Below are 21,189 nucleotides of genomic sequence, written 5' to 3'. Positions count from 1 at the left end.
TTCTCCGGCAGGCGCTGGCGCATCGATGTTCGTGCACACTGTATGCAGCCGATCACCGGTTAGCAGCACTGACAGCCTCGATTCAAGGTGCGGTGCAAAAAAGTGCCACACCGGCTTTGCCAGAGTGGCCCCGAAAGGCCGCTGCTTGGAGCTGAATCATCACCTTGGCGCCGCATGGAATTTCGCGGAATGGTGCTGCCACGGAATCGACAGGAACGGCTGATCGCCAAATCGGCACTTGCGCGCGCCGCCCGAATCCTGACACTGCGGGTCATGCAGTTCGCTCCGCAACAGGATGAGGCCTTGAAGGCCGTTTCGCGCTGGCTGAAGGAGGGCCGTTCGCCGCTTTTCCGGCTGTTCGGCTATGCCGGAACCGGCAAGACGACGCTCGCCCGCCATTTTGCCGAGCATGTGGACGGCGAGGTGCTGTTTGCCGCCTTCACCGGCAAAGCCGCGCAAGTGCTGCGCTCGAAGGGAGCCAGTAGCGCCAAGACCATCCATTCGCTGATCTACCGGCCGCGCGGCGAGGAAGAGGTGGAGGACGAGGAGACCGGCAAGACCTCGATCGCGCCGATGTTTGCGATCAACCGGCAGAGCCCCGTCGCGAAAGCCGCTCTGATCATCGTCGACGAATGCTCGATGGTGGACGAGGCGCTCGGCAAGGACCTGATGAGCTTCGGCACGCCGATCCTCGTTCTCGGCGATCCTGGACAATTGCCGCCGGTCTCGGGCGGGGGCTATTTCACCAACCACGAGCCGGACTATCTTCTGACGGAAATCCATCGCCAGGCGCGGGACAATCCGATCATCCAACTCGCCATGCATGTGCGCGAGCGCAAGGAGATCATGCATGGCGACTATGGTACTGCGCAGGTCATCTCCAAGGGCGAGGTGACGCAGCCGCTGGTCCTGGACGCCGATCAGGTGCTGGTCGGCACCAACCGGACGCGGCGGCGCTACAACCAGCGGCTTCGCGAGCTTAAGGGCTTTACCAGCGAATATCCTCAGTCCGGCGACAAACTCGTCTGCCTTCGCAACGATCCGGCCAAAGGGCTGCTCAACGGCTCGCTCTGGCAGGTGATGAGCTCGTCGAAGGAAACCGTGAAGCCGGGCATCAATCTGATGATCCGCCCCGAAGACGACGACATGGACCGCGGTGCGGCGAAGATCAAACTCCTGAAAGCGGCCTTCGAGGACGTGGAAGGGGAGCTCCCCTGGTCAACCCGCAAACGCTACGACGAGTTCGACTACGGCTACGCGCTGACGGTGCACAAGGCGCAGGGCTCGCAATGGAACAATGTGGTGCTCTTCGACGAAAGCTGGGCCTTCCGCGACACGCGCGAGCGCTGGCTCTACACGGCGATCACGCGGGCTGCGGAGCGGCTGACGATCGTTCGATAGCGTTCCGGCGGATCAGCCTTTAGCCTTTCTGGAAGGCAAGATGGGCTCCCAACCCGATGAGGGTCGCCCCGCCGGCGCGTTGGACGAGGCGCTCCACGCGGCTGGACCGCTTCAAATTCGATATAACTACAGCCGCGAGCATGACGCAGGCGACGTCTGCCGACGAGAACATCAAGTTGACGATCGCTCCAAGTATAACGAACTGGGCCCAGACAGGGAGGGCTGCAGACGCGTCGATGAACTGCGGCAGGAAGGCGACGAAGAATATGGCGGTCTTCGGGTTCAGGACCTCGACGACGACGCTCTCAAAGAAGGCGCGGCGACCGGGTTTCACACTGAATTCCGGCAGCGGCCCCTGAGATTTGCGGCGAAAGAGAGCGATTCCGAGGCAGATCAGATAGGCGGCACCGGCCAATTTGACGACGAGATACAGCGTGGGCACGGCATGGAAGAGGACCGACAGTCCGGCAGCGGCCGCAGCGACGTGTACATAGCCGCCGATGTGAATACCAAACGCAGCCATCAGCCCGGACCAGCGACCACGCGCCAGCGTCTGTGCTGCGGCATAGAGCATGGCCGGCCCCGGAATATAGGCGAAAACGGCCGTGGTGATGAAGAAGGTGATCAATAATCCGGTCGACGGCAACGTTTTTTCCTCCGCGGTGTCGGCAAACGACGCTCGACTATAACGAAGGTAGGCCTGGCGTCTACAATGAGAAGTTGCCGGCGTGCGCCCCGCTTAGAAAGGCGGACCGTTACGGCCCGCTTCTAAGTCGGCCCTGCTGGCGGCGCCGTTGATTTGCCGCCGTGTTGCTGTCCCTGAAACACAATCGGGGTCAGCAGGTCCTCGGCTACTGCAGACTGCCATCGCCGCTGCGGTCGGCAGATTTGAAGTCAGCCATCACCCTGTTCAGGAACTCGTTCTGGCTGATCCTGCCGTCACTGTTGGCGTCGGTGGCGGCAAACTGCTGCGCGTTCAGGACCTGTGCCACTTCTTCGGAGCGCAAGCTGCCGTCCTTGTTCCTGTCCAGATTCGCGAAGGCTGCCGTCATGAAAGCCTGGTATTCGGATCGGTCGACCGCGCCGCTCTTGTCACGGTCGAGCCGATCCATTTGGCCTTGGTTCATGGCAACCGGCTGGTTCTGCGCCGCAGCCGTAACGGCTGCGAGAACGGCGAATGCCGTCATCAGGACTAGTCTTTTCATCATTCCGGTCCTCGCTTCAAGCGCAGGTCAAGGCACTGCCGGCCGCGCTGCCGAGCACGGCGCCGCCGCCAACCGCCCAGAGCTGACCGGTCCCCGAGCCGATGGTCGCGCCGGCCAGTCCGCCGACAACTGCGCCGCCGACCGTACCGGCGATGCAACCGAACTCGGCAGTGCGTCCGGTCGCTCCTGTTATGGTGCCAGATTGGCAGCCAGACAAGGCGAGGCAGCCTGCGAGAGTGAGAGTGATCGTGCGATTGCTCATCTTTTCCTCCAAGTATATCCGTTCGTGTTTAAGACAGATCGGCGGAGGCGCCATTCGAGTGGCGTCGGACGAAAATAAGCTTCTGAATATGGCTCTCGACGGACGAGAGGTTGTTCTGTGCGATCAGAAGCAGCTCGCTGGCAAAACACGCAGCCTGTCGAGAAAGACGTACAGAACTGCCGGCAAATACTAGCGCTGCGCAAGGACTAAGACAACTCTCAGGTCATTTGAACACTGATCACCAATGGCAACAGATGATGTCGGCCGTGATGCAGGACCCGGACCTCAGGGGCGGCCTCATATTTCCGCTCGGCATCTATTCCGATGCGATCATACCGGCGAGCACGGCCTTGGCGACGGCCTGAAAACGGTTGTGGGCACCGAACTTTCGAATGATGCCGGATTCGAGCGTAAGCGCCGCCGTCAGGTCCATGTCCATCAGCCGGGCGATGTGTGCTGCGGGGTGGCCTTCGGCCATGAAGCCGAGACATTCCGTTTCGAGCGGCGAGAGATGAATGTTCCCATTTTGCGGATCTGCATCGCCGACGGCTCCTTCTTCGAGAAGCTCGGCTATACGCTGCATCTGGCGGCGCAGGATCGATTGCTGGGCGGCGAGCTCCCGGCGGCGCGCCCGAAGCGTCGCTTCGAACAGCCGGTCGGCCTCCTTCTGGCTGCCCGCGCCGTCGAGAGCGGCCAGCAGTTCCTGGATCGCAGCGATCGGCATATCGATTTCCCGGCAGGCATTGATCACCGCCATTCGGCGCATTTGGGCCTCGCCGTAGACGCGCATCGGCCCCATTCGCGCTGCGTGCAGCAGGCCCTTCTCCTCATAGAAGTGGAGCGTGCGGTGAGTCACGCCGAAGGCCTCCGCCATTTCCGCGATGGCAAGCCGGTCTTCCGTGCCATGATAGGGAATGGGCAGTTTGGGCAGAAAACCGGCCGCGTTCGGCGCGTCTCCGGAGTCGACGTACTTCAATGAATCTTGCGACATTTTGAGCCCCCGGTTCGGCGGCGCCGGCAGTCTCTTCATGAGACGCGGCCTGGCGCTTCGCGAGACACGCCGTGCATACGGCACGGCTACTCAAAACCAATGTGCTTGCCCTCTCCAGGCCTTCGCACCAGACAGCGTGCGCGGTCGTTTGCGGGCTGGCGCTTCCTTGCGCGTTCTCGTGAACGAGCAACCAGACATAAAAATCCAGCGCACCTGTTCACGGTAAGCGCGAATCACCGAAATGAACAGCCCCGATCATGCGGGGCGTGGCTCGCTACGCCACCCCGTTCGGACGCGATGTCGCGCATCGAACGGGGTGGGCCGGTGATCGTCGCGGGTTAGAGCGCCGTGCTGTAGTTGACGGGCACCCAGTCGAAATTGTCACTGTCCGTGCGGACATGGCCGATGCCGGGAAAACGCGTATGCGCACCGGCCACGAGATAACCCTGTTGAACAGCCTCGGCGAAGGCCGCGTCGCGCGCGCTTGCGGCCGCCCCGGCATCCTCGTCGAAGCCGATGGTCACATCCGGTTCGTCGAACTGAACGACGTCGCCGTGAGTGATGTCACCCCAGAAAACCATCTTCTGGCCCTTGCTCTCCACCGCAACCGCACTGTGGCCGGGCGTATGACCGGCGCGCAGAGTGGTCTTGAAACCCGGAACGGGTTCGGCCCCATCCACAAAGACATTCAGCTTGCCCGCTTCGCGATAAGGTGCGAGCGCCTTTACCGCGGCAGCAAAGAAGTCTTTCTTTGCTGCCGGCGCCGCGTCGCGATTGGCCGGCGACAGCCAGAAATCGGCGTCCCGCTTGTTGAGGTGGACGGCTGCATTCGGGAAGACGATCTTTTCCCCAGCGACGAGGCCGCCAAGATGGTCTACATGGGCATGGGTAAGGATGATGTCGTCGACCTGTTCCGGCTGGTAGCCGGCGGCGATCAGATTGGGCACGACCTTGCCGAGCGTAGGGCCGAAGAAGCCGCCGGTGCCGACATCGATCAGGACCAGTCGTTCGTTGGCGTTGATGAGAAAGGCATTGACCGACATTTCCACCGGCGAGGCGAGAAATGCTTTCGTCAACAGGGCGGCGATCTGGTCCTGTGCACCGACGTAGAGGGCTTCCGCCGGAAACTTCACCGTCCCGTCGGAAAGCGCCGTGATCTCGAAATCGCCGAGCATCATCCGATAGAAGCCGGGAGCCTGTGTCTTGACCTGCGGCGCCTTGGCGGCGGCGCCGAATGGGGCAAGCGTCGTCATCGCCGTCGCCGCCAGCATGAAGGAAAGCGTTCCCTTGAGGACTGATCTGCGTGTGGTCATGTGTTCTCTCCTTGATCCAACGCTCGCGAACGGCGAGGTTTGAAGCCATTCAAAATGCAGTACTTTGTATGCCGGGCCATGATCGGCGCCTGCGCAAACGACGGTTATCGGATCGCGCGGAGCATGCTTCCGACAGTGTGGAGATCAGGGGCCACATGCATGCACAGCCCGCGAGTTTCCTCAGTCGGCGGAAGCAGATCCGGAACCATGATCGTCATCATGCCTGCGGAGGATGCAGAGCGGATGCCGTTGTGGGAATCCTCCAAGGCAAGGCAGAATTCGGGCTCTACGCCCGGGCATGCCGCTGCCTTCAGAAACGGATCGGGATGTGGCTTGCCGCGCTCATAGTCGCCGTGGGCGACCACAGCACTGAACCGTTGCTCAAGGGCGTGGAACGCCAGGTGGTGCTTCACGTCCTGGTGGCGTGAAGACGTGGCGATCGCACGCGGCAGTTTCTTCTCGTCCAGCAGGTCGAGCAGCTCGACAACGCCCGGCTTCAAACCCAATCGCGTGTCGGCCATTTCATGGAAGAGATCGACAGCATGCGACCAGAAACGATCGAAATCGAAATGGTGGCCGAAATGGTCCCGGAACAGCACGCGTGTCGCCTCGCCAGACAGGCCGATCGTTTCGAGGTAAAGGGAAACGGGCATTTCGCGCCCGTGCGAGCGGGCCGCGCTCAACACGGCGTCGCGGTACAGAACTTCCGTATCGAAGATCAGGCCATCCATATCGAAGATGATGGCTTGCGGGATCCGGGGCAGGGGCATGATGGTGTGTCGCTTCTCAAAGTGTCGGGCGATTTTGTCTCTGAATCAGCGCCATGTTAAGCCGTCGGACCGCTCAAGCTTGAACGTGTTCCCCGACGCTGATCAGTGGCCGATTACTCTGCGCGGGCTGTTGGCCGAGAGGGTGAAGAGGGGTTCGTCGCCGCGCAGCGGCCCGAGTTTCTGCTGGCAACTCCAGGCTTCCTGGAAGCTGTCGCGGGTGAGTAGTTTGCGGTAGCGCGCGGTCGCGGCCATGCATTTCATCAATGCGCTCTGCAGTCCTTCCAGCGCGGCATGGGCATAGATCTCGCCATCCAACGAAAATAGATGCGCGGCTAATGAGGTGGTTTCGTAAAGGACGTCGGCCTTGCTTGCCAGCCGCTCCGCGGCGATGAAATCGCGCCACAGCGGAATGTCTTCGCCGTCATGCAACAGGGTGACGTGGATGCCGGCGGCCGGTGCCTCCTGCCAGGAGACGGTGACGAAGAATGTCAATGCCGAATTGGCGCCGGTTGGCCGTTTGTCGTCAGCCGCGCTCGCTCGCGCAAGCGTCTTGTGGCGTGCTGCGAGCTGTTTCAGTGTTGCGACGAACGACTTGGCACTGCCGTGCTGCGGGCCATTCACACGGATGATGACCAAAGGAAGGCCGCGCGCGGCCGTCGTCGAGCCGCTGAACAACTTGGCCTCGGCGTCGATGTCGAGCGCCATTTCCGGCGAAGGCAGCGGCGCGAACAGAAGAAGCGGCAACACGGTCAATACCGCCCAGGGGGAGGAGAAGGGCACCGGTTTCCATGCGGCTGGGCGTCCAGGCGCCCTTTGGCGGTCGTCGGACGGCAGAGAGGCGCCCGGCGAGTGGCCGCGCGGCCGCCGATACTCCGGCACATAGCCCCCCTTGGGAATGCTGATCTGCCATTCTTCTCGGGCGCCTTCCGTCTCATAAAAAGCCCTGAGCAACTTGCGCAGCTTGCCGGCGTGGACCCGCACAAGAGGGTCGCTATCGGCATCGAAGGTCTGGCCGCGGCCGAAGACATCGATAGCGATCGTATAGCCCTTCAGTTGGCTTCCCTCTCCAGCGATTTCCTTTTCGACCACGTAGGCGAGGAAGGCGCGCAGCCGCTCGGAGCGCTGGAAACCCTTGCTGTCGAGGATCCGGTCGAGCGCAAGCCGGATCGTCTCGTCGCTGGGCCTTTCGGCTGGCGTCATCAATATGCTCCAAGAAGGATGCGGCTCACAGGCCGTGAAAAGCATTTTCGAAAATAAAGCAACCACAGCCTGATTCGGAACTTAGGCCCAAAAATGGTGGTTGTCAGGCGTTGGGGCAAGAAAGTTGTTCATTTTTCCAAGAGACGCGCCCGAACGTATCGATCCGAAGCGAGGCGCGCCGCTTTATGCGGCGCCGCCCGACAGCGCCGCGCGTCTGACGCGCAAAGTCGCTGCAGCGCCTTGCGTTGCTGCACGCTTTATATCCTTAAAGCGCCCGCGGTTTGAGGAAACATGCAGCAGCCTGCGGCAGACTAGGCGCCGCTCGGATATTCTAGCTTCGGGTACCAGTCTTTGCCGCGGCCTTCGGGCGTCGTGTCGAGCAGGGTCCATAATGGGTCCGGGTCGGGCGCGTCACGCGGGTCCTGGCCGGGGTCGGCCATCTCACCGCTCATTTCGGCGCTCCAGAAATGTCGGATCGTCCCGTCCCGGCGGGTGAAGACGGTGTAGCCCGGTACGTCCGCGTCTTCAGCGCTGACATAATCGCGGGTAAAGCTGCCATCGCTGTCGGAATAGACTTTCAGTTGACGCCAGCCGCGTGCCTTCTTTGCGGCAATCAGCCTTTCGATCGGCGAACGGGCGATCATGGCAAGCGCCACGCGCTGTTCGATGTCCGGCACCTTGCCCTCCCAGGATGCCATCAGCGATGTGCACATAGGGCATGGCTTTTCACGCTGCGGGCCGAACATATAGCTGTAGACGACGAGCGTATCCTTATCTGCGAAGAGGTCGGCGAGGGTGACCGGCCCGTCTTCCCCTTCGAAACGATAGGTCTTCGTCACTTCGCCGCCCGGCGGCAGCTGCCGACGCATCTCAGCGACGCGCTCGATGTGCCGCCTGAGCTCGATCTCCTCGGCCAGAAGCGCGTCGCGTGCGTGCCGATATTCGACGCTTTCGTTCGGGAAACGAGCGCGATTGCGCGCCGCCAGTTCTTTTGCGGGGATGATTGGGGTCTCATTCGTCATGATCGCTCTCCTCGGTCTGCGATGTCGAGTGGTTGCGGTTCTCGGCCGAATTTAACGTTGATATCAACCCAATGGATTATTGTCAAAAATGTGCTGCCGGCACGCGGAGCAATGCAGCGGGCGATTCCGGTTTCGCAAAATCTGCGGTAGAACAGCGGGCGTCGTCATCATGCGCAACCGTTCGAAAGTTCTGACATGCCCGCAAAACTGTCCGTGAATCTCAATGCCGTCGCGATGCTTCGCAACCGGCGCGATCTTCCCTGGCCATCGGTCACCGACCTCGGTCGCATCGCGCTCGAGGCGGGAGCGAGCGGGCTGACCGTGCACCCGCGTCCCGACCAGAGGCACATCCGCTTTTCCGATCTCCAGCCGATCCGGGACCTGATCGACGACGAATTTCCGCAAGCGGAATTCAACATGGAAGGCTTTCCGAACGAAACGTTTCTGGAGCTTGTCGAGCGGCACGAGCCGGAGCAGGTGACGCTGGTTCCCGACGATCCGGCGCAGGCGACCTCCGATCACGGCTGGGACTTCCGCAAGAGCCATAATCTGCTCGGCAACGTGGTCGGACGGCTCAAGAAAAAAGGCTTCCGCGTCTCGCTCTTTGCCGATGGCGTCCCCGACGCGGAGGCGCTTAAAATCGCCAGGGAGACCGGAGCCGACCGCATCGAGCTCTATACCGGGCCCTATGGCGGCTGCTACGACGACGAAGAGAAGGCCGAGCGGATTGCCGGGGAATTGGGTCGCACTGCGGAGATCGCAGTCGGCCTCGGCCTCGCCGTCAATGCCGGTCACGACCTGACGGTCGCCAACTTGCCCCTGCTCGTAAAGCACATTCCCGCGCTCGCCGAGGTCTCGATCGGCCACGGCCTGACGGCGGATGCGCTCGAATACGGCATGGCTGAAACCGTGCGTCGCTTCCGCCGCGCCTGCGGTGAGGCGGTGTGACGACCAGACGATAGGGCGCGGCGGCCGCGATTTTTTACAGGGCCGAGGAGGGCGGGTTGTTGCAGGGGCGCGTGCCTCGCCCGCGGAAGATGGGCACGGCGCAGTGATGTGAGGTAAAATCATGCGGCAGCGGATGAAGCTGCAGGAGAATGCGCCGTATGGTTCACCTTTTATCCGTGCTGACTTGCCCCAACTGTCGCTACCAGGCGGTCGAAACGATGCCAATCGATGCCTGTCTTCGTGTCTACGAATGCAAGGGATGCGGCGCGATCATCAAGCCGAGGGAAGGCGATTGCTGCGTGTTCTGCTCCTACGGCTCCGAGCCATGTCCGCCGGTTCAGGAGGCGCGGCACGGCGGATGAATTCGTGATTTTAGGGCGGATCGACCTAAAATCATGAACCTGATCAATTCCAATAGGTTAGCGAGGGATGCGGGCGGAGAACCGCGCACGCTTTCCTAATCCCGCTACAGCGCCGTGCGTCTTTTCAGACGCACAAAGGACGCTGTAGCACTTTGAATTGCTGCATGTTTTTCTCCTTAAATCGGGTACGATTTAAGGAAACATGCAGTAGCCGTTACCAGCGGACGAAGCGGCGCGCGCCGACCCAGCCGAGAAACACCAGGATGGCGATTGCCGCCGTGTACCAGGTAGCCACGAAGAGCGGCGAGTCGTCGGTGCAATGGGCGGCATAGAAGGTTGCTGCGATGCCTCCGGCCGCGAGCCCGGCAACCGCCCCTGCAAGTGTGGGCTGAGAGGGAGCTCCATGGCGCAGCGCCAGCAATAACAACGCGAGCGGGCCGAGGCCGAGCAGCGGAATGAAGGTCAGGCATACCAGGCCATTGCTTCCGACGAGGCGCGCAGGCCATGCGCTGGCGGGCACAGCGACAAGCTCCGCGAGGACACCCGCGAGCAGTAGCGCCGGTGCGATGGCAAGATAGGGAAGAAAGGTGCGCGGCTCGGCCTCCGGTCGCGATAGTACCCGCAGAACTCCTACGGCGCTGAGCGCAAGCGCAATCGTCACCAGGAATTTGTAGAGGAAACGCAACGTCTGCATCGCGTTTGCGACGTCGGACCTCGGACCGAGAAGCGCCAGGAAGACGCCCGCAGCGACGGCGACTGCAAGGATGGCGGCGCCCGACCAGGCGAAAGCCATCGGCATGCCGCTTCGCTTCGTGTCTGCCGCGAGTGCCTTGATGAGTTCATGCGTTTCCATGTCATTCCCGTCCAAATCGCTTGGCGATGGCCGCAAGGCCGCGGTGGAGCGCGACGCGAACTGCGGTCTCGTTCATGCCCAGGCTTCTTGCGGCCTCCGCTATCGTGCGCCCTTCCACCGATATCGCCCTCACCACGGAACGCTGGCCCGGCGTCAGCACCTCGAGTGCGCGGCCGATTTCCCAGTCTCTGGCGGTCTCCGCCTCTGCGCTCGCAAGCTCCTCTTCGACCTCGCCGAGTTCGACGCGTGTGTGGCGGCCGTGCCGTCGCAAAGCATCGACAAGCTTGTGCCTCGCGATCGCATAAAGCCAAGGCTTGACCGGACCGTCATTCCGCCAGGTGTGGCGCTTCAGATGGACCGCCAGCAGCGTTTCCTGAACAATATCTTCCGGATCAAGGTCGGGATATGCTCTCCGGCGCGCCCAGACACGGACGAGCGCCGCGGCGTCGTTGAGGAAATCGCCGTAGGCCTTCTCGTCGCCGCCAAGCGCCGAGCGAAAGAGTCGGGCGAGATCGCCGTCATCCGCGCCGTTCACCTGCTTCTTCCTCCCAATTCGCCGATTTCCGCCGCTTGTTACATGTTCTTGCAGCATTCTTTTCGTCATGAAACCGGAAGCGTTCGTCCTTCCCGAGTCAATCCAAAATCACCGTGAATTCAGAGCACGCCCGGCTCACGAAAGCGTGTAGCCGCCAAATGTAACATCTCTCCCGCTGGCGACGAAGGACGCTCTGTGTGCCGAAGGGAAGGCGCACCCAGCAACAACGGAGAAGAAGATCATGTCTACCAGAAGCTCGATAAGCGCGGCCATGCTTGCCAGCGCTGTGGCAACCGCGGTGTCGTCGCTCGCGATGGCCGCGCCGCTCTCGGAGGCCGAGGTCAAAGCCGCGATGGATGCCGGCAAGGAGAAGTGTTACGGCGTCGCGCTCAAGGGGCAGAATGATTGCGCTGCCGGCCCAGGCACGACCTGCCAGGCCACATCGACTGTCGATTACCAGGGCAATGCCTGGAAATTCGTGGACGGCGGCACCTGCACGACCATGGAACTCCCGGGCGGCCGAAAGGGCTCGCCGGAACCGCTGTCGCGGGACATTCCCTCTTAAGCCGATACAAGCACCGGAAAGTGGAGGCGACAATGCCGGAAGTGGCAAGTCACACGGATCGCGCTCAGCCGGGAACTCTCCGCTTTCCGGCGCATCCGATCGATGGGCTGGCGGGTACCAGCTTCAAACACCAGCATCTGCCGTCCATCCTCGCCGACGAAGAGCGAGGTGGCGGTTTCTTCGAAGTTCATGCAGAGAACTATATGGGCGCTGGCGGGCCGCCGCACGCGGCCCTCACGCGAATACGCGAGGATCATCCGGTCTCGCTCCATGGCGTATGCATGTCGATCGGCGGGCCGCAGCCTTTGAACAAGGACCATCTCGGCCGTTTCGCGACACTCGTCGAGCGATACGAGCCGGCGCTCGTCTCTGAACACCTGGCGTGGTCGACGCACGACACGACCTACTACAACGACCTCCTACCCTTGCCCTACACGGAGGCAAGCCTCAGGCGCGTCGCCGAGCATATCGACGAGGTGCAGGAGGCGATCGGCCGACCGCTCCTGTTGGAAAACCCCTCGACCTATGTGGTTTTCAAGGAGTCGACGATAAGCGAGACCGCATTCATCCGGGAGATCGTGAAACGCACGGGATGCGGTCTGTTGCTCGACATCAACAATGTCTTCGTCTCGGCGACCAATCACGGCTTTTCGGCGCTCGACTATCTGTCGGACTACCCGCTCGAACATGTCGGCGAGATCCATCTGGCCGGCCATGCCGAACAGGAGGACGATGAAGGCGACCTCCTGTTGATCGATAGCCATGATGGGCCGGTCGCAGACGCGGTGTGGAAGCTCTTCGATATCGTGATCGGCTGGCGTAGCCCCGTCCCGACGCTGATCGAATGGGACAGTGCCATTCCGGAGTGGCCAGTGCTGAAGCGCGAAGCAAAGGCGGCCCAAGCGATCCTGAATCGGCACGCGGCGGGCCACCGACAGGAGAAATTACATGCGCGCGGCTGAGGAACGTCCTGCCGACGCCGCCGAGCGGTTGGGCTATCCGGAGCGCTTCACGCCCGGACTGCTCGACCCCGGGCGCCCGACCCCGGCGCTCGTTGCCGGCCCAAACGGCAAGGCGGCCGACAAACGCTTCAATGTCTATCGCAACAACGTGACCGTCAGCCTCATCGAGGCACTCGCCGCCACGTTTCCGGCGACGATGCGCATCACGGGCGAAGCATTCTTTCGGGCCATGGCCCGATTTCACATCCGCGAGACGCCACCGATGTCGCCGCTCCTCTTCGAATACGGCCGGGACTTTCCCGATTTCATCGAGCGGTATGAACATGCCCAGTCCATGCCGTGGCTAGCCGACGTCGCGCGCATCGAGCGCGCCTGGCTCGACGCCTATCATGCGGCGGACGCAGCCGTCCTGCCAGCGCACGCGCTGGCGTCGGTTCGACCCGTGGACCTCGCCGGCATCGTCTTCGAGCCGCACCCGGCGACCCGCATCATCCGCTCCGCCTATCCGGCCGTGACCGTCTTTTTGGCGAACCGCGGCGATGGTCCGGTCGGCCGCATCGAGGTCGCGGCAGCAGAAAGCGCGCTGATCACACGGCCGGCGCTCGAAGTGGAGGTCCGCTGCCTTCCCCCGGGGGCTGACGTCTTCCTCAGCAATCTGCTTGGAGGCGAGCCATTCGGAAACGCCGCGGCGGTAGGAAAAAGGTGCTGCCCGGAATTCGATCTCGCGGCTGCCGTCGCCGTCATGCTTGAGGCCGGCGCCTTTGCCGCGATCCGCCATGGAGGATGAGAAAGTGATTTCGGTACGGAAATTCTTCGACAGACGCGAGGGCGGGGGAAGGGGAGGTTGGCTCGGTCGGATCGACGGCCTGGTTGCCACCGTGGCACCGGCGTCGCTTACTCAACTCGCCTTGCGGCTGGGGCTTGCCGTACCCTTCTGGCGTTCGGGTATGAGCAAATGGGATGGCTTTTTGCAGTTGAACGATGTCGCGGTTCTCCTCTTCACATCGGAATTCCAATTGTACCTGCCCGGAGGTCCATATCCCTTCCCTGCGCCGGCGGTGACCGCCTTCGTGGTCGCCTGCGCCGAGGTTCTCTTGTCTGCTTTGCTGGTCTTGGGATTGGCGACGCGTCTCGTCGCGTTCGGGCTTTTGGTGATGACAATCGCCATCCAGTTGACGGTACCGGATGGATGGCCGCTTCATCTGACCTGGGCGGCGATGGCGCTCGGCGTCATGACCTGGGGTGCGGGCAGGCTGTCTGCGGATTGGTGGCTCGCCACTGGCGCGGGCCGACGACAAATGTGAGGGCAACTCAATATGCCACCCAATAGGTGGCGACAAAGCAAGGTTTCACCCCGGATTGCCCTGGTCCAGATTATGCTGCCATTCGATGGCGTCTTCCAAGCGATCGGGGCCCCAGAACAATTCGCCGTCGGCGACGAAAGAGGGTGAGCCGAAGATGCCGATCTCCTTCGCTTCGCCGGTCGCGGCTTCAAGCGCCCGGGCGGCGGCGTCGGAGTTTGCCTGTTGCAGCACACGAGCGGGGTCTTGTCCCGCCTCCTTTATACTCTCCGAGAGGTTCGGCTCGCTGCCGGAGGGCTCGCGGTCGGCAAACCAGCGCCGGTAGGTGGCGATCGCATAGGCCGGGCACCAGCCTTCGTCGCCGGCGAGTACCGCGACGCGGTTCGCCTGTTCCATTTCGGGAAGCGGGTAGGGGATCGGCAGCCTTACGGACAGGCCGAATTTCGCGGCCCGCCGTTCGATGTCGCGCCACATATAGTCGGCTTTGAGAGGCTTGTCGGCAAAAGGCACATCGTTCGACTGGGCTTGCAGCGCGTGCGCGTTGAAGGGTCTCCAGCGAACCTCGACACCTGCCTTCTCGGCGATTCCGGGCAACCGCATGACCGCGAGAAAGGTGTAGGGGCTTCCTATCGAGAACCAGAAGTCGATCGGCGCCGTCATCGCCAGTCCCTCCTAACGCATGTCCCTCCTACTCAGCTGATCTCGACGATAGCAATGCGCTGAGGCGAAAGGGTGGCGGAGGTGCGGGCTTCCCGGAGAAGTTGCCGATGCGACGGAGCCCGCAACGACAGAGCCCGGCATCCGCCGTCGGGCCCTGTCGTCATTCCTGTTTGCTCAGCCAGCAAGCGCCGACTTGTTCGCCTCGAGGAAGGCGGCGAGTTCGATCGGGCTTTTGCCGGTGAGGGCGACGGCATCGTCGGTTACGACATCGAAATGGCCTGCGCGGGTGTTGGCATCGAAGGAGACGAGGATCGGCACGAAGAAGTCCGGCAGACCGGCGCCCTTGAGACCGCCTGCGAGCGCCTCGTCGGAAATGTGCACGACGTCCAGCTTCCTACCCGTGGCCCCGGCGGCGAGGGATGCAATTTCATTCGTGGTGAGAGCCGCAGGGCCGGTCAGCGTATAGGTACGGCTTTCCGTCGAACCAGACTCCAGCGCCGCAGCCGTGGCGGCAGCGATATCGCTGCGGGCGATGTGCGAAATGCGGCCGTTGCCGGCGGACGAGAACCATTGTGCGCTTTGAAGCGCGTGCGGCAGGGAGAGGAAAAGGTTCTCCATGTACCAGGCGTTGCGCAGGATCGTATAGGGAATGCCCGTTGCCTTGATCGCGTTTTCGGTGCCGAGATGATCGGAGGCAAACGGAATGACCGAGCTCTCCGGGTTGGGCATGGAGGTGTAGAGGATGTGCTTGGCGCCGGTCTTCTTGGCGGCATCCACGGCCGCAAGATGCTGCTTCAGCCGCTTTCCGGGCTGATCGAGGACATCGGTCGAGATGATAAGGATACGATCGGCACCGGCGAAGGCCTTATCGAGCGAGGCCGGGTCATCGAAATCGGCGGCGCGGGTCTCGACGCCCTTGGCGGCATATTCGGCGAGCTTGGCGGGGTCGCGGCTAGTGGCGATGATATCGGCCGGTCGCGTTCCGCCGGATGCAAGAAGCTGGTCGAGCACCAATCGGCCCAGTTGGCCTGCGGCGCCGGTCACGAGCAATTTTTCGGACATGGGTTTCCTTTCGTTTCCTTCCAGCCTCGCTACGCAACACCAATTAGGCTCCTGCTGAGTGCTGGTCTCTTTTTGAGAGTTGCTCTTATCTCGTAATCTGCTAAGAGCTGTAAAGGAGGCAGTTTTTTCTGCTGTGGTTACGGAAAGGGTACCGCCATGAACCGGGCGATGGGCGAGGTGAAGGGCAAGCGAGTGGCAATCGTCTGCGGAGTGCCAATGGATATCGACAACTGTCCCGTGCGCGACGTGATGGACAATATCGGCGGCAAATGGCATTCACTGATGATTCTCTCGCTCGCCGCCGGACCTTTGCGCTTCTCGCAACTCAGACGGCTGATCCCCGACATTTCCCAGCGGATGCTCACCCAGACATTGCGCGATCTGCAGCGCGACGGCTATTTGAGCCGCACCGTCTATCCGACGCAGCCGCCAAGCGTGGAATACGGTTTGACGGACCTCGGTCGCTCGTTTCTCGCCATCCTCAAGCCATTTGTCGATTGGTCGCTCGAAAACCATGAGGCGATCCGCAAGGCGCGGGCAGAATTTGATGCGACCGGGTGACTGACGCGCGGGGCGCATCCGGGTGCATCGGTTTTTCGTGCCAGGTCGGCCGGGTGGGTGTAAAATCCGCAAGGATGATGACGATCGTTTACTGATCGGAATCGCGCGATGGTCAGAGAGTTCGCGTTCGCTGCTGCGGTTCTCGCCAGTCTCACTGCCGATGCCCACACCATGGTGACCGGCTGGGCCTATCCCCCGGCGTGCTGCCGGGGCAGCGAGCTAGGCGGCGATTGTGAGCGAATTCCGGATGCAAGTGTGTCGAAAGGGCGGCGCGGGTTTTCGATCACCCTGCGGCCTGGGGACCACCATCTGGTAACGAGGGAACATAGATTTCAGATTCCATACGGCGACGAGATTCCGTCCGGAGACAGCGACTATCACATCTGTCTACACCCGACCGAGCACCACATGAACTGCTTCTTCGCGCCGCCCGACGGCGTTTGAACCCATTATGCCGCGCTGCTGACCATTTCACACCCAAGTGCGAAATCGACCGCCGCTTCGGCATGGATGGCGGTGGAATCGAAGCCCGGCAGCGGTAGCTTGGCCGGGTCGAGGATCAGGCAGATCTCGGTGCAGCCGAGGATGACGGCATCGGCGCCATCGGTTTTCGCCTTTTCGATCAGCGCGATCAGCGCCGCGCGCGAAGAATGCAGCACCTTTCCGGCGCAGAGCTCGTCGAAGATGACGTTGTGCGTCAGCACGCGACCTTCGGCATCCGGTACCGCCAGGTCGATCCCGTGCGCTCTCATCCTCTCCGCGTAGAAGCCGTGCTCCATCGTGTAGCGGGTAGCAAGCAGCAGCGGCCGGCGACAGCCCTCCGCCCTGAGGCGCCGCGCCGTCTCGTCGATGATATTGATCAGCGGAACGTCCACCGAGGCCTGTACCTGGTCGGCGATGAGGTGCATGGTGTTGGTGCAGATCAGAACGCAATCGGCACCGCCGGCAGTCAGCCCGCGCGCTACATTGGAAAGGCGCAGGGCGGCATCGTCCCAGCGGCCGGCCTTCTGCAGATCCACGATCTTCTGGAAGTCGACCGAATGCAGAAGCACCTCCGCCGAACGCAACCCGCCGAGGCGCTCGCGCACGGCTTCATTGATCATCCGGTAATAGACCGCGGAGCTTTCGAAGCTCATGCCGCCAATGAGACCGATCTTGCGCATTTCCATCGTCTGGTTCCCTTGTTTTACGGATCATTGGAACCGAACGTGGAAGTGCGCGTTGCCACTTCCGATTCCGTTCCATCGGTCGGATTATGGCGCGGCTCGAGCCGGATTTGTTTGCTTTGATGAATAGGTGTCCGGCAAAGCTCGCGAAGCATTTGCGCATTTCATTGACTTCGTGCAAAATATAGGCGTCGCTACTGCGGTTAGTGGGGAGCCAAGGGCGTGCTGGATGAAAGGGACCGAAAGCTTCTCTCACTCCTTCAGGAGGATGCAAGCGTCGCGATGGGTGATCTCGCGGAGCGGGTAAATCTGTCGCTTTCCGCCTGCTCGCGACGCATTCAGCGGCTGGAGGAGGCAGGCTACGTCGCCCGGCGCATCGTCGTGCTCGATCGCCAGAAAATGGGCGTGCCAACGACAGTTTTCGCACTGATCAAGACCGCACATCACTCCGACGAGTGGATCGAGAAATTCCGTCGCGCGATCGTCGACATCCCCGAGATCGTGGAGGCGCACCGGCTGACCGGCAATTATGATTACATCGTCAAGGTCGTTCTGCCGCGTGTCGAGCATTATGACGTTGTCTACAAACAAATCGTGCGCAAGGTCGAGCTCTTCGACGTTTCGGCCTCGATCTCTATGGAGATACTGAAAAGCGGCACGGCCGTACCGGTCGGCTACGCCGATTAGCATGCGGCAGCGCCCCACGCGCGACGCAATGCAGCCATGTCCGGCAGAGGGTTGCCGGCCGGTGCGCGAAGTTGAACAATCTGCAGATTGGTTCCAACAGGGCGGAAGGCGATGCAGGAAAAACACCACGTCGTCGTGGTCGGTGGCGGCTTCGGCGGGCTGCAGCTTGTCAACGATCTCAAGGGTGCACCGGTTCGAGTCACCTTGATCGACCGACGCAACCACCATCTTTTCCAGCCACTGCTCTACCAGGTCGCAACCACGGTGCTCGCGACATCGGAGATTGCCTGGCCGATCCGCCATCTTTATCGCGACCGGCCGGAAGTGACGACGGTTCTCGGCGAGGTTACGGCCGTCGATACGGCCATCAAGACCGTGGCGCTGGCGAACGGGCAATCGGTTTCCTACGACACGTTGGTGCTGGCGACCGGGGCGACACACGCCTATTTCGGCCATGACGAATGGGCGGCGGTCGCTCCGGGGCTGAAGACGCTGGAGGATGCGACGACCATTCGCCGCCGCGTGCTCCTTGCCTTCGAGCAGGCGGAGGTGGAGGACGATCCGGCAAGGCGCGACGCGCTCCTCACCTTCACGGTGATCGGCGCAGGTCCGACCGGGGTGGAGCTTGCCGGTATCATTGCCGAGATGGCGCATAAAACGCTCCCCGGCGAGTTCCGTCGGATCGACACGCGTCGGGCGCGGGTGGTGCTCGTCGAGGCGGGGCCGCGTATTCTCCCTGCCTTCAGCGAGGATCTCTCCGCCTATGCCCGCAGAGCGCTGGAGAGGCTTGGCGTCGAGGTGCACACGGGAACGGCGGTCACCGACTGCACCGATGCCGGCGTGAAGATCGGCGACCGTTTCGTGCCGAGTCGCACGCTCGTCTGGGCAGCCGGTGTGCAGGCTTCGCCCGCTGCCAAATGGCTCGGGATCGAGGCCGACCGCGCCGGGCGCGCGCTCGTGGCTGAGGACCTGACGGCACCCGGACATCCGGACGTTTTCGTCATAGGCGACACCGCTTCCGTCAAACAGGAAGACGGTAAGCCGGTGCCGGGGATTGCACCGGCGGCCAAGCAGCAGGGCGCCTTCGTGGCGCGGGTCATTCGCGCCAGGCTGGAAGGCAAATCCGTGCCCGACGTGTTCCGTTACCGTCACCAGGGAAGCCTTGCCACTATCGGCAAGCGCGCTGCGATCATCGATTTCGGTAGGATCAAACTCAAGGGCACGCTCGCTTGGTGGATCTGGGGCATCGCCCATATCTACTTCCTCATCGGCACCCGCAGTCGCTTCGCCGTCGCCTGGAGTTGGCTCTGGACCTATCTGAGCGGCCAGCACAGCGCCCGGCTAATCACCCAGAAGGAGACTTTGCGCGAGACGGGCTGATCGACCGGGTTGCCGGACTCGCAGGTTCCGGGCAAACTGGGGATGCTTCGCAAGGGTAAGTTGCTACTCGAATGTCCTCGATCTCCCCTGACAGGCCACATATCGACGCATCTCTCGTCAAGCGTCTCATTGCGGCACAGTTCCCGCGGTGGGCGGATCTGCCGGTGATGCCGGTCAGGCACGGCGGCTGGGACAACAGGACCTTTCACCTCGGGGACGAGATGACCGTGCGGCTGCCGAGTGCTGCTTCCTACGCCTTTCAGGTGGAAAAGGAACAGCGCTGGCTGCCGCAATTGGCACCGCTTCTGCCGTTGGCCATTCCTGTCCCTCTGGCGATGGGCCGGCCGGACCAGGGCTATCCGTGGCATTGGTCCGTCTATCAGTGGCGAGCGGGCGAGATCGCGACGCATGCCCGTATCGCCGACTTGAGCGCCTTCGCAACGACGCTCGCCGAGTTCCTGGCTGCTTTGCAGCGGATCGACGCAGAAGGCGGGCCGCCGCCGGGGCAACACAACTTCTTTCGCGGCGGGCCGTTGACGGTCTACGACCATGAGACCCGCTGGGCATTTGAAGCGCTCGAGGGGCAGATCGACGTCGCCGCGGCGCGGGCGGTATGGGACGCGGCCCTTGGGACCACATGGAAGGGTGCGCCCGTCTGGTTCCACGGCGATGTCGCATCCGGCAATCTCCTCGTCGAAGATGGTCGCTTGAGCGCGGTCATCGACTTCGGCACGTCCGGCGTCGGCGATCCCGCCTGCGACCTATCGATTGCCTGGACGATGTTCAGGGGAGAAAGCCGTGAGGCATTTCGCGCGGCCCTTCCGCTCGACAGGGATACCTGGGCGCGCGGCCGCGGATGGACATTGTGGAAGGCACTGATCGTTGCTGCCGGGATGCCGGGAACCGATCGGCTCGAGGTCGAAAAATCGCGGCGCGTCATCGACGAAGTGCTTGCCGACCACGAACGCGATGGCTGAAGCGGAATCAAGGAAAAGAAAGTCTTTCCGTCCACGCAGGACTTGTTCTACTGCATGTCTCCTTAAATCGACCTCGATTTAAGGACAAAGACATGCAGCAATTCAAAGTGCTACAGCGACCTTTGCGCGTCTGATAAGACGCGCGGCGCTGTAGTGGATACCCGGCGGTGGCTCAGCCGGAAGCGCGGCCTCCGGATTGGCCGCACCAGGAGAGACGGCTGCCGGCCCTTCTTCTGACGAGGCCCTCCGAGATCAGAGTTTCGCCCAGCGACTTGCCGTCTCTCACCACCAGTCGCGGCTTGCCGGCTTCGTCGGCGCCGATCTTCCGCTCCGATGCGACCAGCGTGAATTTGCCGGCGTTCAGGAGTTCGCGAAGGCGTGCCTTGGCATGGGAGCCACGCGAGCGCTCCTCGTCGCACTTCGCCAGCCTCGTCTCGGGCGCGTCGATATCGGCAATCAGGATCCTTTCGCCATTGAAGAGGAAGGTGTCCCCATCGATGACGCAGTTGTCGTGGCGGATGCCGCAGAAATAGAATGTGCCGTTATCGACCGGGCGCGGAGCGGCCGGCTCCGGCACCTGTTCCATCGGCCGTTCGACGGGCGAGGGCACAGCCAATGCCGGTTTCCTGACGATTGACCCGGTCTGTTCCTTCGGTCTTGCGGGCGTAGCTGCGACTTTCGGCTTCCGTGCCGGCTCGGCAAGCAGCGCCGCGATTTCCCGCCCGGCAGACAGGTCGCCGAGTTTCTCCCGGTGATCATAGGCGACGATCCCGCCGACGATCACGATTGCCGCGAGATACCAAGGCGCCATGCCGCCCCGGCTGCCCTTCCGGCTGGTGCTGCGCTTGCGTCTCCTGGAAGTTCCCTTGGCCATGCGATTCGGTCCTCGATTGCGAGGGCATTATCGGGGCGAGGAGTTTCTGAAAGGTTGTCGCGCTGACCCGCCTCTGTTGGGGGGTCAAGAAGGAAGGGCGGCCTGCAGGAGCCGCCCTTCAAGAATTGCGGT

Annotated in this window: 26 protein-coding genes; 12 read left to right on the top strand and 14 right to left on the bottom strand. The window is 62.3% G+C overall.

Features of this window, described 5'->3' with window-relative positions:
- Positions 1 to 273: 273 nt before the first annotated feature.
- Positions 274 to 1,401, top strand: a complete 1,128-nt coding sequence (locus M728_RS09830; RefSeq protein WP_026621688.1) for an ATP-dependent RecD-like DNA helicase — start codon at positions 274 to 276, stop codon at positions 1,399 to 1,401.
- Positions 1,402 to 1,420: 19 nt separating this feature from the next.
- On the opposite strand, the gene M728_RS09825 is transcribed toward M728_RS09830, so the two are convergent.
- The 8 genes from M728_RS09825 to M728_RS09790 form a co-directional block, all read right to left on the bottom strand.
- Complete coding sequence (locus tag M728_RS09825) at positions 1,421 to 2,047, bottom strand: LysE family translocator (RefSeq protein ID WP_026621689.1); 627 nt, start codon at positions 2,045 to 2,047, stop codon at positions 1,421 to 1,423.
- Between the two features lie 205 nt (positions 2,048 to 2,252).
- Positions 2,253 to 2,606, bottom strand: a complete 354-nt coding sequence (locus M728_RS09820) for an EF-hand domain-containing protein (protein ID WP_026617703.1) — start codon at positions 2,604 to 2,606, stop codon at positions 2,253 to 2,255.
- Between the two features lie 16 nt (positions 2,607 to 2,622).
- Positions 2,623 to 2,868, bottom strand: a complete 246-nt coding sequence (locus tag M728_RS09815; protein ID WP_026621690.1) for a glycine zipper 2TM domain-containing protein — start codon at positions 2,866 to 2,868, stop codon at positions 2,623 to 2,625.
- A gap of 316 nt (positions 2,869 to 3,184) precedes the next feature.
- The gene (locus M728_RS09810) at positions 3,185 to 3,859 is read right to left on the bottom strand and encodes a MerR family transcriptional regulator (protein ID WP_026621691.1); all 675 of its coding nucleotides are present in this window, start codon (positions 3,857 to 3,859) and stop codon (positions 3,185 to 3,187) included.
- Between the two features lie 338 nt (positions 3,860 to 4,197).
- Positions 4,198 to 5,172 carry an MBL fold metallo-hydrolase gene (locus M728_RS09805; RefSeq protein WP_026621692.1) on the bottom strand — a complete coding sequence of 325 codons (975 nt, stop codon included), beginning with the start codon at positions 5,170 to 5,172 and terminating at the stop codon, positions 4,198 to 4,200.
- Between the two features lie 104 nt (positions 5,173 to 5,276).
- Entirely contained in the window at positions 5,277 to 5,942 is a 666-nt protein-coding gene (locus M728_RS09800) for an HAD family phosphatase (protein WP_026621693.1), read from the bottom strand.
- Between the two features lie 102 nt (positions 5,943 to 6,044).
- Positions 6,045 to 7,142, bottom strand: coding sequence for a hypothetical protein (locus tag M728_RS09795; RefSeq protein WP_026621694.1), 1,098 nt, complete (start codon positions 7,140 to 7,142; stop codon positions 6,045 to 6,047).
- Between the two features lie 311 nt (positions 7,143 to 7,453).
- Positions 7,454 to 8,164 carry a DUF899 family protein gene (locus M728_RS09790; RefSeq protein WP_026621695.1) on the bottom strand — a complete coding sequence of 237 codons (711 nt, stop codon included), beginning with the start codon at positions 8,162 to 8,164 and terminating at the stop codon, positions 7,454 to 7,456.
- A gap of 195 nt (positions 8,165 to 8,359) precedes the next feature.
- Here M728_RS09790 and M728_RS09785 point away from each other — a divergent pair, with 195 nt between their 5' ends.
- Both M728_RS09785 and M728_RS09780 read left to right on the top strand, forming a co-directional pair.
- Entirely contained in the window at positions 8,360 to 9,112 is a 753-nt protein-coding gene (locus tag M728_RS09785) for a pyridoxine 5'-phosphate synthase (protein ID WP_026621696.1), read from the top strand.
- A gap of 149 nt (positions 9,113 to 9,261) precedes the next feature.
- Complete coding sequence (locus M728_RS09780) at positions 9,262 to 9,474, top strand: GDCCVxC domain-containing (seleno)protein (protein ID WP_026621697.1); 213 nt, start codon at positions 9,262 to 9,264, stop codon at positions 9,472 to 9,474.
- Between the two features lie 214 nt (positions 9,475 to 9,688).
- Here M728_RS09780 and M728_RS09775 read toward each other — a convergent pair whose 3' ends face one another.
- Positions 9,689 to 10,327 carry an NrsF family protein gene (locus tag M728_RS09775; RefSeq protein WP_026621698.1) on the bottom strand — a complete coding sequence of 213 codons (639 nt, stop codon included), beginning with the start codon at positions 10,325 to 10,327 and terminating at the stop codon, positions 9,689 to 9,691.
- 1 nt (position 10,328) lies between these two features.
- The gene (locus M728_RS09770; protein ID WP_026621699.1) at positions 10,329 to 10,862 is read right to left on the bottom strand and encodes a sigma-70 family RNA polymerase sigma factor; all 534 of its coding nucleotides are present in this window, start codon (positions 10,860 to 10,862) and stop codon (positions 10,329 to 10,331) included.
- Positions 10,863 to 11,103: 241 nt separating this feature from the next.
- Here M728_RS09770 and M728_RS09765 point away from each other — a divergent pair, with 241 nt between their 5' ends.
- From M728_RS09765 to M728_RS09750, 4 genes are read left to right on the top strand one after another with little or no spacing between them, the layout of a single operon-like run.
- On the top strand, positions 11,104 to 11,427 hold the full coding sequence (locus M728_RS09765) for a DUF2282 domain-containing protein (protein WP_026621700.1): 324 nt from the start codon (positions 11,104 to 11,106) through the stop codon (positions 11,425 to 11,427).
- A gap of 32 nt (positions 11,428 to 11,459) precedes the next feature.
- Complete coding sequence (locus tag M728_RS09760) at positions 11,460 to 12,389, top strand: DUF692 domain-containing protein (RefSeq protein ID WP_026621701.1); 930 nt, start codon at positions 11,460 to 11,462, stop codon at positions 12,387 to 12,389.
- Entirely contained in the window at positions 12,376 to 13,176 is an 801-nt protein-coding gene (locus M728_RS09755) for a DNA-binding domain-containing protein (RefSeq protein WP_026621702.1), read from the top strand. Before M728_RS09760 ends, M728_RS09755 begins: the two co-directional genes overlap by 14 nt.
- Positions 13,166 to 13,693 carry a DoxX family protein gene (locus tag M728_RS09750; RefSeq protein ID WP_084044604.1) on the top strand — a complete coding sequence of 176 codons (528 nt, stop codon included), beginning with the start codon at positions 13,166 to 13,168 and terminating at the stop codon, positions 13,691 to 13,693. Before M728_RS09755 ends, M728_RS09750 begins: the two co-directional genes overlap by 11 nt.
- A gap of 45 nt (positions 13,694 to 13,738) precedes the next feature.
- On the opposite strand, the gene M728_RS09745 is transcribed toward M728_RS09750, so the two are convergent.
- Together M728_RS09745 and M728_RS09740 are read right to left on the bottom strand one after the other, a co-directional pair.
- Positions 13,739 to 14,350, bottom strand: coding sequence for a 2-hydroxychromene-2-carboxylate isomerase (locus M728_RS09745; protein WP_026621704.1), 612 nt, complete (start codon positions 14,348 to 14,350; stop codon positions 13,739 to 13,741).
- 174 nt (positions 14,351 to 14,524) lie between these two features.
- A complete protein-coding gene (locus tag M728_RS09740; RefSeq protein ID WP_026621705.1) occupies positions 14,525 to 15,412 on the bottom strand; it encodes an SDR family oxidoreductase in 888 nt (295 codons plus the stop codon).
- A gap of 156 nt (positions 15,413 to 15,568) precedes the next feature.
- Between M728_RS09740 and M728_RS09735 the strand changes: the two genes are divergently transcribed.
- Positions 15,569 to 15,973, top strand: a complete 405-nt coding sequence (locus tag M728_RS09735; RefSeq protein WP_026621706.1) for a helix-turn-helix domain-containing protein — start codon at positions 15,569 to 15,571, stop codon at positions 15,971 to 15,973.
- A gap of 108 nt (positions 15,974 to 16,081) precedes the next feature.
- Entirely contained in the window at positions 16,082 to 16,417 is a 336-nt protein-coding gene (locus M728_RS09730) for a hypothetical protein (RefSeq protein WP_026621707.1), read from the top strand.
- A 5-nt stretch (positions 16,418 to 16,422) separates the two neighbouring features.
- On the opposite strand, the gene M728_RS09725 is transcribed toward M728_RS09730, so the two are convergent.
- Positions 16,423 to 17,142 (bottom strand): aspartate/glutamate racemase family protein, encoded by a 720-nt coding sequence (locus M728_RS09725; RefSeq protein ID WP_026621708.1) that lies wholly within the window; start codon positions 17,140 to 17,142, stop codon positions 16,423 to 16,425.
- 219 nt (positions 17,143 to 17,361) lie between these two features.
- Between M728_RS09725 and M728_RS09720 the strand changes: the two genes are divergently transcribed.
- From M728_RS09720 to M728_RS09710, 3 genes are all read left to right on the top strand, one after another.
- Positions 17,362 to 17,826: an Lrp/AsnC family transcriptional regulator gene (locus M728_RS09720; RefSeq protein ID WP_026617684.1), complete on the top strand. Its 465-nt coding sequence runs from the start codon at positions 17,362 to 17,364 to the stop codon at positions 17,824 to 17,826.
- 111 nt (positions 17,827 to 17,937) lie between these two features.
- Positions 17,938 to 19,206: an NAD(P)/FAD-dependent oxidoreductase gene (locus M728_RS09715; protein ID WP_026621709.1), complete on the top strand. Its 1,269-nt coding sequence runs from the start codon at positions 17,938 to 17,940 to the stop codon at positions 19,204 to 19,206.
- Positions 19,207 to 19,277: 71 nt separating this feature from the next.
- Positions 19,278 to 20,183, top strand: a complete 906-nt coding sequence (locus tag M728_RS09710) for an aminoglycoside phosphotransferase family protein (protein WP_026621710.1) — start codon at positions 19,278 to 19,280, stop codon at positions 20,181 to 20,183.
- A 172-nt stretch (positions 20,184 to 20,355) separates the two neighbouring features.
- On the opposite strand, the gene M728_RS09705 is transcribed toward M728_RS09710, so the two are convergent.
- Entirely contained in the window at positions 20,356 to 21,057 is a 702-nt protein-coding gene (locus tag M728_RS09705; RefSeq protein WP_026621711.1) for a thermonuclease family protein, read from the bottom strand.
- Between the last annotated feature and the right edge of the window lie 132 nt (positions 21,058 to 21,189).

The organism is Ensifer sp. WSM1721 (assembly GCF_000513895.2).
In the GTDB taxonomy this organism is placed as follows: domain Bacteria; phylum Pseudomonadota; class Alphaproteobacteria; order Rhizobiales; family Rhizobiaceae; genus Sinorhizobium.
The sequence above is the reverse complement of the archived record's forward strand: the minus strand, read 5'-3'. Positions and strand labels throughout refer to the sequence as shown.